The sequence below is a fragment of the Alteromonas ponticola genome, from assembly GCF_012911815.1.
GTDB classification, from domain to species: Bacteria; Pseudomonadota; Gammaproteobacteria; order Enterobacterales; family Alteromonadaceae; genus Alteromonas; species Alteromonas ponticola.
Genome location: NZ_JAATNW010000001.1, coordinates 322,689 through 335,394, shown reverse-complemented (window position 1 = coordinate 335,394; position 12,706 = coordinate 322,689). Strand labels below are relative to the sequence as shown.

15 protein-coding genes are annotated in these 12,706 nt (G+C 46.5%); 8 read left to right on the top strand and 7 right to left on the bottom strand.

Annotated elements, in window-relative coordinates:
- The first annotated feature begins 124 nt into the window (after positions 1-124).
- The 8 genes from pabC to HCJ96_RS01330 all read left to right on the top strand — a co-directional run bounded on the left by pabC (position 125) and on the right by HCJ96_RS01330 (position 5,886).
- Positions 125-934 carry an aminodeoxychorismate lyase gene (pabC, locus tag HCJ96_RS01365; RefSeq protein ID WP_169209231.1) on the top strand — a complete coding sequence of 270 codons (810 nt, stop codon included), beginning with the start codon at positions 125-127 and terminating at the stop codon, positions 932-934.
- Positions 918-1,940, top strand: a complete 1,023-nt coding sequence (gene mltG / locus HCJ96_RS01360; protein WP_169209230.1) for an endolytic transglycosylase MltG — start codon at positions 918-920, stop codon at positions 1,938-1,940. The genes pabC and mltG overlap by 17 nt, the downstream gene beginning before the upstream one ends.
- A 3-nt stretch (positions 1,941-1,943) precedes the next feature.
- Positions 1,944-2,561 carry a dTMP kinase gene (tmk, locus tag HCJ96_RS01355; protein ID WP_169209229.1) on the top strand — a complete coding sequence of 206 codons (618 nt, stop codon included), beginning with the start codon at positions 1,944-1,946 and terminating at the stop codon, positions 2,559-2,561.
- Positions 2,561-3,445 carry a DNA polymerase III subunit delta' gene (gene holB / locus HCJ96_RS01350; protein ID WP_169209228.1) on the top strand — a complete coding sequence of 295 codons (885 nt, stop codon included), beginning with the start codon at positions 2,561-2,563 and terminating at the stop codon, positions 3,443-3,445. The genes tmk and holB overlap by 1 nt, the downstream gene beginning before the upstream one ends.
- Before the next feature lie 13 nt (positions 3,446-3,458).
- On the top strand, positions 3,459-4,232 hold the full coding sequence (locus HCJ96_RS01345; RefSeq protein ID WP_169209227.1) for a TatD family hydrolase: 774 nt from the start codon (positions 3,459-3,461) through the stop codon (positions 4,230-4,232).
- On the top strand, positions 4,225-4,791 hold the full coding sequence (locus HCJ96_RS01340; RefSeq protein WP_169209226.1) for a pyridoxamine 5'-phosphate oxidase family protein: 567 nt from the start codon (positions 4,225-4,227) through the stop codon (positions 4,789-4,791). Before HCJ96_RS01345 ends, HCJ96_RS01340 begins: the two co-directional genes overlap by 8 nt.
- Positions 4,792-4,963: 172 nt before the next feature.
- Positions 4,964-5,389 carry a VOC family protein gene (locus tag HCJ96_RS01335; RefSeq protein WP_169209225.1) on the top strand — a complete coding sequence of 142 codons (426 nt, stop codon included), beginning with the start codon at positions 4,964-4,966 and terminating at the stop codon, positions 5,387-5,389.
- Complete coding sequence (locus HCJ96_RS01330; protein WP_169209224.1) at positions 5,389-5,886, top strand: flavodoxin family protein; 498 nt, start codon at positions 5,389-5,391, stop codon at positions 5,884-5,886. The genes HCJ96_RS01335 and HCJ96_RS01330 overlap by 1 nt, the downstream gene beginning before the upstream one ends.
- A 99-nt stretch (positions 5,887-5,985) precedes the next feature.
- Here HCJ96_RS01330 and HCJ96_RS01325 read toward each other — a convergent pair whose 3' ends face one another.
- From HCJ96_RS01325 to yfbR, 7 genes are all read right to left on the bottom strand, one after another.
- Positions 5,986-7,809: a M2 family metallopeptidase gene (locus HCJ96_RS01325; protein ID WP_425483725.1), complete on the bottom strand. Its 1,824-nt coding sequence runs from the start codon at positions 7,807-7,809 to the stop codon at positions 5,986-5,988.
- A gap of 152 nt (positions 7,810-7,961) precedes the next feature.
- Positions 7,962-8,432 carry a YchJ family protein gene (locus HCJ96_RS01320; RefSeq protein WP_169209222.1) on the bottom strand — a complete coding sequence of 157 codons (471 nt, stop codon included), beginning with the start codon at positions 8,430-8,432 and terminating at the stop codon, positions 7,962-7,964.
- A 43-nt stretch (positions 8,433-8,475) separates the two neighbouring features.
- On the bottom strand, positions 8,476-8,850 hold the full coding sequence (locus HCJ96_RS01315; RefSeq protein ID WP_246261051.1) for a deoxyguanosinetriphosphate triphosphohydrolase: 375 nt from the start codon (positions 8,848-8,850) through the stop codon (positions 8,476-8,478).
- A gap of 149 nt (positions 8,851-8,999) precedes the next feature.
- Positions 9,000-9,617, bottom strand: coding sequence for a protein-methionine-sulfoxide reductase heme-binding subunit MsrQ (locus HCJ96_RS01310; protein WP_169209221.1), 618 nt, complete (start codon positions 9,615-9,617; stop codon positions 9,000-9,002).
- Positions 9,617-10,618: a protein-methionine-sulfoxide reductase catalytic subunit MsrP gene (gene msrP / locus HCJ96_RS01305; RefSeq protein ID WP_169209220.1), complete on the bottom strand. Its 1,002-nt coding sequence runs from the start codon at positions 10,616-10,618 to the stop codon at positions 9,617-9,619. The genes HCJ96_RS01310 and msrP overlap by 1 nt, the downstream gene beginning before the upstream one ends.
- Before the next feature lie 75 nt (positions 10,619-10,693).
- Positions 10,694-12,049 carry an anti-phage deoxyguanosine triphosphatase gene (locus HCJ96_RS01300; protein WP_169209219.1) on the bottom strand — a complete coding sequence of 452 codons (1,356 nt, stop codon included), beginning with the start codon at positions 12,047-12,049 and terminating at the stop codon, positions 10,694-10,696.
- Between the two features lie 14 nt (positions 12,050-12,063).
- On the bottom strand, positions 12,064-12,705 hold the full coding sequence (gene yfbR / locus HCJ96_RS01295; protein ID WP_169209218.1) for a 5'-deoxynucleotidase: 642 nt from the start codon (positions 12,703-12,705) through the stop codon (positions 12,064-12,066).
- Between the last annotated feature and the right edge of the window lies 1 nt (position 12,706).

The following is a 12,706-nucleotide window of genomic DNA, read 5'->3' as shown; positions in this document are numbered from 1 at the left end:
CTAACCTGTTTTTTTTCATGGTTACAATTACCTGCATTTGACCATTCAACTGGATTGTTAGTTCATCCTTGATATACTGCCAAGCTGATTTTCACTATTCACGCATTAGATCCGTTAGAATTTTATGTTTACAATTAATGACCGTGCTGCGAACTATGGTGATGGCATCTTTACTACCATGCTGGTTGAAAACGGCGCAGTGGCATTATTTGAACGTCATTTATCCCGCTTAATATCTGACAGTAGTAAACTTCGCTTAGAACTGAACGAGAGTGTATTGCGAGCGACAATGACCAATGAAATCCAATCCAATCGAAACGGTGTCCTCAAACTACTAGTCAGTAGTGGTGAAGGGGGAAGGGGCTATTTGCGTAATACGCATAACAAACCCGGGTTTCATTTTTCCTGGCATCGCATTCCTGAGATATATTCCAACTGGCAGCACCACGGCATCCGTATCGGCGTCAGTGAAGTACATCTTGCGTCTCAGCCACTACTGGCAGGAAGTAAACACCTTAACCGATTAGAGCAGGTGCTGATTAAACAGTCGCTCGCTGAATCTGATTTAGACGATGTTATTGTGTGTGATTATACTGGCAATGTGATTGAAATGAGTGCCGCTAACTTGTTCTGGCGCGTTGATGACAACTGGTTTACACCGTCGGTGGAGCAAGCGGGTGTAGCAGGCGTGATGCGCAGTTTTATGCTCGATTATTTTAGCCGTCAAGGTAACAATGCGATAATTTGTGCATCACCGGTCAGTGTATTAACCAACGCAACAGCGGTTTTTATGTGTAATGCGTTAATGAAACTGGTGCCGATAAAAAGTCTACGCTTAAAAAGCGCAGTAAAAGAATATGATTGTGCAGAAGTGATTCAGCTTCAGCATGCCATTGAATCAGAGTTTAAGGATGAATATGTCTCGTTTGGCTAAGGTGCTGCTGCTTTGCGTTTTCATCATTGTTTCCCTCATTATCGCAGTGAAGTGGTGGATAGCAGATATCGAAAAGCCGCTCAATTTAGAAGAGCCCGTATTGTTTACTGTCGCGCAGGGCAGCAGCGGTCACGCGTTGTTAGAACAATTGGAACAACAAGGTTGGCTGGCTTCAAAACCGTTATCAATAAAGCTGTGGATGAAATTTGCTTATCAAGGAAAATCGGCAAAGGCCGGGACCTATCAACTGGATTCAAGTATGTCAGTGGCTGATGTATTTGATCATTTTGCCAGTGGCGATGAATATCAGTTTTCGGTGCGTCTGGTGGAGGGCTTAACCTACTCGCAATGGCTGACGACGCTGGCCAGTCATCCGCATCTTGAACATGATATCGATGAGGCTACGACGCAGGCCTTGCTAGCAAACTGGCCTTGGCAGCCGGAAGAAGGCTTAGACACCCTTGAGGGGCTTCTTCTGGCTGATACCTATTATTTTACTGCCGGTACCAAAGCCAGCGAGATATTATCGCGCGCCATGCGCTCAATGCAGCACTATCTTGAACAGGCATGGGCAGGCCGCGCAACAGGCTTGCCCTACGCAACGGCGTATGAGGCCTTGATCATGGCTTCTATTGTAGAAAAGGAAACCGCGGTTGAGTCTGAGCGTAATGAAATCGCCGGCGTATTTGTGAACCGGCTTGAGGCGAATATGCGCTTGCAGACAGATCCCACCGTAATTTATGGGATAGGACCCACGTTTGACGGTAACCTGACCCGCAAACATCTCAGGCAGCAATCGCCGTATAATACGTATCGAATTAAGGGGTTGCCCCCCACGCCTATCGCCATGGCCGGAAAGCCAGCGATTGATGCTGCGCTGCACCCCAGCACCACCGAAAATCTTTATTTTGTGGCGAAAGGCGATGGCTCCCATCACTTTTCGACCACGTTGCAAGCGCATAACGAAGCAGTTTATAAATACCAGATTCAACCCAACAAGCAGTAAATTATGAAAGGTAAATTCATTGTCGTCGAAGGATTGGAAGGAGCTGGAAAAAGTTCTGTGATCCGCTTAATTAAGGAAACGCTGGCTGCGCAAAAGATTGATTCAATCAGTACGCGCGAACCCGGTGGCACGCCCATGGCTGAGGCAATCAGAGAATGCGTAAAGCATAACTGGGTTGAAGATGTCGCAGTAGAAACCGAGCTATTGCTGATGTACGCAGCACGCCTTCAACTACTGAATAATACCATCAAGCCGTCGTTGGCGAATGACGTATGGGTAGTGGGCGATCGACATGATTTATCGACTCAGGCTTACCAGGGCGGTGGCCGTGGCGTCAGCAATGAGGTGCTGGCATCGCTTCGAGAAATGACCCTGAAAGGCTTTAAACCCGATTTAACCATATACATGGATGTGGACCCTCAAGAAGGACTGAAGCGCGCCAGAGGCCGTGGTGAATTAGATCGAATTGAACAGGCGGGGATGGATTTTTTCAAACGCACACGTAAGCGTTATCTGGAGCTGGTTGCCGATGACCCTGCTATCGTCATGGTGGATGCCAATCAGGAAATGCAGCAAGTGCATAATAAAGTGAAAAATGTGTTATTGAGATATTTAAGCTGATGTTGCCCTGGTTACTTTCCCCTTATCACGCTATCGTCAATCGATTAAGCGCAAATCGATTGCATCACGCGCTTTTGCTGACCGGAACCGAAGGCATTGGCAAAATGCAGTTGGCAGAACGGCTGGCTAACATCATGCTATGCAAATTGCCCGCGGAACACCAACCCTGCCAACAGTGCCAGAGTTGTCAGTTGTTCGCTGCGGGTACTCATCCTGATTTTCATATGTTGCAAAGTGAACGTCAAATTGGCGTAGATCTGGTGCGCGAGAGCATCGCGAAGCTCAGCCGTACGTCGCAATTAAGCGGCAACAAAGTACTCATCATTCCGGCGGCAGAAACTATGACGGAAGCGGCAGCGAACGCGTTATTGAAAACCCTTGAAGAGCCGACCGCAAATACCTATTTGATTCTGGTTACCCATCAACTTTCGCGCATTTTGCCGACTATCCTGAGTCGTTGTGAGAAGCACGCCCTGCCAACGCCCACTACACAACAAAGCCTGGAATGGCTCAGGCAGCAGGGTATGGAAGTGACGGAGGCTCAGTTACAGGCTTATGCCTATGCACCGTTGAAAGTGCAAAGCAGTTTGTCTGAGCCAGGCGGAGTTCAATACGCCGACTTTATAACTGGCTTAGAGAGTATTATTGCGGGTAACACAGACGAGACGCAGTTTGCCGGTAACTGGCAGGAAGAAGCCAAACGTATTGTTGGTTGGTGTCAGCACTACATCCATCGACAGTACATTCGCAATCAAAAGCAATCTGCCCTTGCCGTGTATAACGAATGCATTAAGGCGCTGGTACATTTACAAAATCCAGGCGTAAATAAAAAACTGGTCTTGAGCACGTTGTTGGCTCAGTTTTCCCATTTAGATTTGACGTAAATTTGGAGTTATTTTGTTCGTTGATTCACATTGCCATTTGGATAGATTGAAAACATCTGACACGCAACTGGATGAAACCATCGCGTTTGCCCGAAAGCGAGGTGTTCAGCATTTTTTGTGCGTTTCGGTATCTGTGCGGGAATTTGATGACATGCTTGCCAAGGTGAGGCACTTTGATGATGTGTCAGTGTCTTGTGGTGTCCATCCATTGCATCAGGAAGATGCGTGCAGTTATGACGAGTTATTGGAAAAGGCCAGCGATCCCCGCGTTGTCGCAGTGGGGGAAACCGGCCTGGATTATTTTTACAGCGCTGATACCCAAAGCGTGCAACGCCAATCATTTATTGATCATATCAAGGTGGCGAATGCGCTTAAAAAGCCATTGATAATTCACACCCGCGATGCCAGAGAAGACACTATCGCCCTGCTGAAGGAGTATAAAGCCGAGCATACGCAGGGCGTACTGCATTGCTTTACCGAATCACTTGAAATGGCGCAGGCGGCAATAGAACTGGGATTTTATATTTCTATCTCAGGTATTGTGACCTTTAATTCTGCCGAGGAACTGCGTGAGGTAGTAAGGCAATTGCCCCTGGACAAGTTGTTAATTGAAACTGATTCGCCGTGGCTGGCGCCGGTACCGCATCGCGGTAAAGAGAACCAGCCGGGCTATGTAGTAGAAGTGGCCGAGTTTATTGCTCAGTTAAAAGGGGTGAGTGTGGAAGAGGTAGCCAACGTAACCACCCAAAACTTTTACAACCTTTTTTCGGAGGTCAAACGTGTCTGAACTTACAGACTGGCAGCAACTTCTTAAAGAGTCTCTCGAAAAAACTGAAAAAGACCCAACTGAACGCTTTTTTCAGTTGGCCTCCGTCGATGCACAAGGGCGTCCTCATAACCGGACTGTGGTTGCCAGAGATGTGAATGTTGAGCAGAACTGGCTCCAGTTTGTGACTGATGCACGCAGTGCAAAGTGTGAACACTTTCAAATAAATGCACTGACCGCAGTGTGCTGGTACTTTGCCGAAACGCGAGAACAATATCGCATGAGTTGTCGTGCCGTTCTGATAGACGAAAAAACCGACAACAATTTAATTGTCTCAGCCTGGCACGAACTAGGAGCTGACACACGGGCGCAATTTTTCGAAGGGATCCCGGGGCAGCCAGTTAATGGTAATGCGGCAAAAAAAAGAGAAGCGTCGGACAAACCTCCGCACAATTTTGTCGTGGTGCAATTGACGATAGAGAAGGTCGATTATCTGGATGTCAGTCAAACCCCATACAAAAGATTGCATTACACACAGGATCGCAAAGGCGATTGGACAAAGCAGCACATCAATCCTTAACTGGTTATTAAAGGTATATAATGCTGATTCTTTTTTGCGTCTGCCACATCTTTACATTTTGCATTGAACTTTAGCTAAAAATTACTTCAGCGTTTTGTCGTCTATAGCTTTACCTTAACCTAAGTTCAGGTTTTAGCATGCTCTTTCACGTTTTCTGAAGAAGAGTAAAAATATGATAAAACTTGAACACTTGAATCTAGTTGTAAAAGACATGGACAGCACATTACGATTTTATCAGGCTGCGTTCCCGCACTGGCGAATTCGTGGCGAGGGTGAAGGCGAGTGGTACGGTACCCTGCGTAAATGGCTGCATTTTGGTGATGACTATACTTACCTCACATTCAATGATAATGGCGTGGGTAATAACAGAAATTTACAAAGTAACAATATGGGTCTAGCGCATTTTGCTTTTGTCACCGACAATATTGATGCAATGATTAAGCGGTTGCAAATCGCAGGTTTTGCGGTGGATAAGTCTGGTGCAAACGCCAGCTTTCGTAAGAATTGTTATTATATCGATCCCAATGGTTATGAAGTCGAATTTGTTGAATATCTTTCTGATCTTCCACAAGAACGAAATTTGTATGAGGTGAGTTGATGAAAACCGCGATTATACTCGGTTCCAGTCGATCCAATGGTAATACACATGCCTTTGGGCGTCAGGTGGCAATATTACTCAACGCAGATTTTTATGATTTGGCGCATTATCAGATTTCACCCTTTGATTATGACAATCGATATCAGGATGATTTTGCTGCACTGATTGAGCAGCTACTTAGATACGATCAACTTATTTTTGCCTCACCGGTTTACTGGTACGCTGCCAGCGCCCAGATGAAAGTGTTTTTGGACCGTCTCACCGATTTGCTCAATTTCCATAAAGATGATGGACGCCAGCTACGTGGAAAACGTACCGGTTTGTTAGCCACCGGAGTAGAGCCCTGCGCACCGGACTGCTTCGAACAAATGTTTAAATTGACCTTCGAGTACTTAGGCATGGACTATCAGGGGATGGGGTATTGCTGTACACCAGACAACTTTGCCATCAGTGAACATGGAGCAACGGTGAAGGTTTTTGCAGAGTGTATGGCATAACGCGATAAACGGTGCAATCGCCAGGCAAAGCAGGGCGCTTTTGGCAGAAAAAAAGCACCGGATTATTTACCGGTGCTTTCTTTAGTTAGTTGTAAAACATTACCAGCCGCATTGACGGCCTTGATTTTGTTCGTCCAGCCATTTCTTGAGTGGCGCGAAATAAGCCTGAATGGTGCTGGCGTCCATCTGCTTGGTACCAGTCAGCTTTTCCAGCGCATCCTGCCAGGGTTGGCTCATGCCCATTTCCAGCATTTCGTTGAGCGCTTTTCCTGCCTCTTCACTGCCGTAAATAGAGCAGCGGTTTAGCGGGCCCTTGTCGTCTGCGATATCACACAATGCTTTATGGAATTGGAACTGCAAAATGTGCGCTAAAAAGTAGCGGGTGTAAGGGACATTAGCCGGTACGTGGTACTTTGCGCCCGGGTCGAAAGCGTCCGCATCACGAGAGACGGGCGCCATTACGCCCTGGTATTTGTCGCGTAATTCCCACCATACTTTATTATAATTTTCTGGAGTAACTTCACCAGAAAGCACTTTCCAGCGCCATTGGTCTACCATGAGTCCAAATGGAATAAAGGCAATTTTGTCCAGCGCAACCTGCATTAACATGCCGATGTCGTTTGACTCATCTGGAATGGTATCGATCAAACCTATTTGTTTCAGATACTTAGGCGTAATACTCAGCGCAATGGTATCGCCAATGGCTTCGTGGAATCCATCATTTGCCGAACCACGGTAAAGCAGTGGTTGGTCCTTATAAGCGCGTTGATAATAGTTGTGGCCCAGTTCATGGTGAATAACATTGAATTCTTCACCTGTTTTCTGAATACACATTTTTATCCGCAAATCATCCTTATCATCCAGGTTCCATGCTGATGCATGGCACTGCACATCTCGTTCTTCAGGCTTTTGGAACAGTGAACGCTCCCAGAATGTTTCTGGTAATTCTTCGAAACCTAAAGAAGAGAAAAACGACTCAGCCTGTTTGACCATCTTTAGTTCGTCGTAATTCTGTTCTTTCAATGCTTTGGTGACATCCGGAACCTTCATTTCCTGTTCAGGCTTAACCAAATCATAGATATTGCCCCAGGTTTGCGCCCACATGTTGCCTAACAGATGTGCAGGAATAGGTTGGTCTTGTGGTACCACGTCTTCACCGTAATGTTCGCCTAATTTGGCTCGAACGTGACAGTGAAGTGACTCGTAAAACGGCTGGACCTGACCCCATAAGCGATCAAGTTCTTTAGGGAATTCGTCAGCAGGCATGTCGTACTTACCACGCCACAATTCACTGACGTTTTTAAAGCCAAGTTCTTTCGCTCCTTCGTTGGCAATAGCAACCTGTTCTGAATAAAGTTCTTTCATGGGCACCGACACTTCGCGCCAGCCCTTCCAGTATTCAAGCAACAAATCCTTGTCTCTGGACGTCGCCATTTCAGCGCTCATGTCCACCAGGTTGATACAATCATCCTCGGTACGACAGTATTCGCCAGCGCCGTACATCCCTTCAAGCTTTGAATTAATTTCTGCCAGTCGCTCTGATTTTTTCTGATCAGCCGGCGGCGGCATGGTTAATCCATTACGCAACAAATTCAATTTGCGGCGGGTATCAGCATCCACCTGCACATCATTAAATTTAGCTGCCTCCTTGGCAAATTGAGCTACTTTATTCGAGTAAACCTCATTTAAATAAGCGCTGACAGCGGCCGTATCCATATTAATATTAGTCGCATAACTCCATTGAGCATGAGCAGCAGGGGTTTGAATTTTCTCTATCTCTGCTTGCGCATTCTCCAGGAATGCTTGTGCATCCGCCGCGGTCAGGCGTTTGTTGGTTGCATCATTGTGGGCCATTGCAGAGGTTGAAAGCAAGCTGGCCCCGATCAGTGCAGCAATGAGCGTTTTCTTTTGAAAAAGTTCCATAGACATTCCTTGAGTGTCAATTATCGTTTTTGTTTTAAATCACTATTGGCTGAGTAAACGGTGACTCGTTATAGATGCCAACAACGGCATTTGTTGTTAGTTACTGTAATAGAATTGTAAAAGTTTGGTAAGTATAAAAAGGTAAATGATTTTTATCGGCGCAGGCAGCACTGTTTAAATTTTTTTCCACTGTGACACAAGCATGGATCGTTTCTGCCCAGTGCAACTTTGCCGCAGTCTGAATGAAGTTCGCCATCCAGATAACGCCATTGGCCTTTTTCTTTAATGAATCGGGAGGTTTCGTGTAGTAAATATATGCTGTTGCGCTCTTTAGACCAGGCTTTAAATTCAACCAAATCTTCAGAGGGGCTTGTACCGGACTCAATATCAAGATGGAGCCAGACTGTGTTTTTCGCAGAATTTGCCAGGCTTTCTTCAGTTAATTGCGCCTGTTTCGCTTCGGCATAAGTGTTCAATATATAGGAGTAATTTTTTGTACAATACGCTGAATAGCGCGACCGCATTAGCGTTTCAGCTGTACTCGCCGGTTGTTCACCCTGCAAAATTGGCTGGCAACAACGACTAAAATCTTTACCACTACCACAATAACACCCACTCGTCATACTTTACTCCAGAAGCTTGTGGCAACGAGTGTAGCGGGGCGAGTTAATTAAGCCAAGGCCCTGCACATACGTTTTGTAAACTTGGTGCAGTGTAATCTGTCGTTTTACGCACATTGATCAGGGTCACTGAGTGCAAACTGCATAGTTCAATAATCTGTTGCTGATCAGTTAGTGGCAGCGCCAGGTCTTCTACAAAAATAGTATTGCACTGGCCAGCCACGATGAGCTTCTTAATCCAGCTTGGCACCACTGCCTGATCCGGTTGCTGAATACGAATGGCATGTGTTGCGTCCTTTGAAAACGCCAGTGTCTTTGCTAATAAGTATGACCATCCTTTCGGCTTGCCAGTCGTTGGCACCTTTTTAGGTTGCGGCTGATATTCAATCGGTAAAGGCATTTGAAAAACGTTAGCGGTCATAGCGAATTCCTTGTTTATTTATACAGTGTATGGATATACAGTATTTTAAAAATAACTACTGTGCAAGAAAAACTTTAAAAAAATTGAGTTTTCAAATGTTAGCGAATACGGCCAGTTCAGCTTGGCATAATTAAAGGGCTGCTTACCGGCTAGCGAATCAGTCTGCGTAATTTATTTTTTCTCAGCAGCAATAAAACGAGACCGATAGCTGCATAGGTGAGGGCGGTAAAATCAATGCCTTTCAGTGACCACCAGTAATGCACGATGATGAGAAAACCGGCAACAAAGATAAAGTTATGTAGCGTTTGCCAGCGTCTGCCCATTTTTCTGCGGATGACGGTGGGCGAGGTGAGGGTTAATAGTGTAAGAATAATCAACGCGGCAAACCCCACGGTGATATAGGGGCGTGCTATTATTTCGCTGACAACCTGAGACCATTCAAACTGCAATTCAAAGGCAATATAGGCGAGAAAATGGCTAAGCGCATATACAAAAGCATAGATACCCAGCATTCTTCTTAATTTGATGACGTCGCCACACGGTAGCAAGCTGGCCAGTGGTGAGACTAGCAAAGTAATAAAAAGGATTTTAAGGCTGCTGATACCTGAGGTGTGGATCAGTGCTTTAACAGGATCGGCGCCCAGATTGTCAGTTACGCCTGCGTAAAACAACAGGGCCAGGTAGCCTGTTAACAATACATGAACCGTTATCTTGGTGGAGAGTAACTGCCACTGAGTCAGCCTGACGGGGCGAGCGAACAAAGTCATCAGAAAAATCGCGTCAGATCCATATTCTTATAAAGTGACGCCACTTCGCTGTAACCATTAAAAAGTTGTGTTGCGATACGCTCCTGAGAAAACAGCCCCCCCCGGGTGATCCTGCGTTCGCTGGCCTGGCTCCAACGTGGATGATCGACTTGTGGATTGACGTTTGCGTAAAAGCCGTACTCCTGCGGAGCTAATCGGTTCCAGGTGGTTGGCGGCATCTTGTCGGTCAAGGTAATTCGCACAATGGATTTAATGCTTTTAAATCCATATTTCCACGGCACCGCTAACCTGATAGGGGCACCATTTTGTGGGGGTAACGTTTTTCCGTATAGACCTACCGTCATCAATGCTAATGGATGCATCGCCTCGTCAAGCCGCAGACCTTCGACATACGGATAGTCAATGCCGCCGCCAACAAAACGACTGCGTTGCCCACGCATTTGCTCAGGACGCTCGATCGTTTGCAATGCCACATACTTGGCGCTGGATAGGGGCGCGGCTTCTTTAAGCAGGGCGCTCAGCTCAAAGCCAATCCAGGGGATCACCATTGACCAGGCTTCGACGCAACGTAAGCGGTAAATACGCTCTTCCAATTCGAACTTATTTAGAAGTTGCGCGTGATCCAGTGTAAATGGCTTTTCAACCATGCCATCAACGGTCAATGTCCAGGGTTCGGTGTTAAATTCATCAGCATATTCTGCGGGATCTTCTTTGCCCGTACCGAATTCAAAAAAGTTGTTGTATGTGGTGACTTTTTCGTAAGGCGTTTTGGTTTCGCTGATGCGATAGTTTTCATTCACGCTAAAATCTAAAGGCTTGCCTTTGAACGATGATTCATCATCATCGCTAAACCAGTCGATGGCATTGGCTTTGCCGGCCAGCAGGCTGCTGGCACCCACGAATCCCATGGCTTTTAAATAGCGTCGTCGATCCTGGTAGATTGCTTCATCGGTGACATCGTTTTCTGTCAGCCGGACTGAGGGCTTGAACCGTTTGACCATGAAAAACCTCTCGTAAGGCGTGCTAGTGTATTCATCATTACGAAGCAGACCTGGAAAAAGGGATCAATCTTTCAATTATGGTGTCAGCACTTCTTTACCACTGCCATGTTTGGGAATAAACATAGTGGCGTACAGTCGTGCAGCAAATTCATCCGTCATACCCGAAATGTAATCGGCAATGACACGCTGGCCGTTGTCCTCCGCGTCTGCTTCACGCCAGTGCACGCGCGTATTTTCCGGTAACAGTCGCTCCGGATCAGAAGCAAATGCCTCGAACAGCTCCATGACAATTTGCTGCCCCTTGTATTCGAGTAGCTGAACCTCGGGCTTGCGAATTACTTTGTCGAACACAAAACGTTTAAACTGACTTAATGCGCGTAAATAAGTTTCTGGCAAGTGCGCATTGTAGGCCAGTAAAGGATGCTCAAATTGCTCATTATGATGGATTGATATGGCAGTAATAAAATAATTCACCAATGCACCAATGGCATTTTTTCGTTCATATTGATAGGCACTGAAAAGCTTGGCTGAAAGCGCATGGATTTCGCTGGAAAGCCAGGGCAGTGCAAGTGCTTTCACCGGGTCTGCCACGCCCGCGATAAAATCAGCGTGCGTGATCATCTGCATCGCTATCGCGTCTTCTAAATCGTGAATGCCATAGGCAATATCATCTGCCAGCTCCATGATGGAGCAATCAAAAGACTTGAATCGGGTTTTGTGGTGGCTGTCTTCGGATTCAGTAACGCTCATGAAGGTGGTTTTATCGGCGTCACTTAATGGTTCAAGTAACCAGTTAAATAAGGGCTCATCGCACCGATAAAGGCCCTTGGGCGGCAACCCGTGTTCAGCTTTTACCTTGCGCAACGATGCCGGACGGGCTGCCGATTGATGGTGGGTTAATGCGTCAATAAAATTGGGGTATTTGATTAAGCCTAAAATGCTGCGCCGGCACAAATTCATGCCATGATGCTGAGTGTAGGGTTCTAATCGCGTGACAATTCTGAAGGTTTGGCCGTTGCCTTCAAAGCCTCCATATTCCTGCATCATAAAATGCAGGGCAATTTCGCCACCGTGCCCAAATGGGGGGTGGCCAATATCGTGCGCCAGACATAGGGTTTCAATTAGATTGCTGTCCAGTTTAAGTCGTTCAGTTTCCTGCGGAAACTTTTGCAGTAATTGGGCAGCAATGCCTGTACCGATTTGGGCGGCTTCCAACGAATGGGTCAGGCGTGTACGATAGAAGTCGCTAATCCCTACACCTAACACCTGTGTTTTGGCCTGCAACCGTCTAAACGCGGCTGAATGAAGAACTCTGGCTTTGTCCCGCTGAAACGGGTTACGGTGATCGCCATCTCTGTTTTGGGTACGTGGAAGATGGCGCTCGAGCCAGGCAGCGTCCCACTCAGTATGCAATTGATTTCCATTGGGCATAGTAACAGCGTCCTTTATTTTTCCTGATTGGTGGTATCAGCGGTTCGTTTCATGAACTCGCTTTCGTCCTGAGTTATCTCGTCCAGGCTCAACGAAAAGCTGGGAACATATTGGGTCAGAAAATAGTCAACTTCGGGCGAATGGTACTCTTTTAGCATCTTATCCAGCCGTTTTTTGGCCAGTTTAAATTCCCGGTTGCCAGCGGCCAACTCTTCCAGGGTTTTTAAGTAGGCACAAAGTACGTCGGCCGCTTTAACAATAAAGGCTTCTTCTTTACTGTGATGGGCGCCGTCAATCAAACGGGCATAATCGTCTTTAAACGCTTCAGGCGCCATATCAATCAGCGCGCGTTCAGCGGCAGTTTCAATCTTTTTATATTCTTCTTTTATAGCGGGGTTGAAGTATTTCACGGGTGTAGGTAGATCACCGGTTAACACTTCTGAAACATCATGAAACATGGCCAGCGTAGCAATGCGGTCCGGATTGAGTTGGCCATCAAAAAAGCGGTTTTTAATAAGGGCCAGCGCATGGGCCACCATGGCAACCTGCAGGCTATGCTCCTGCACGTTTTCGACGCGTACATTGTGCATTAATGGCCAGCGTTGAATGAGTTTCATACGCGCTAAATGTGCAAAAAAATGACTGCCTTGCTCCACA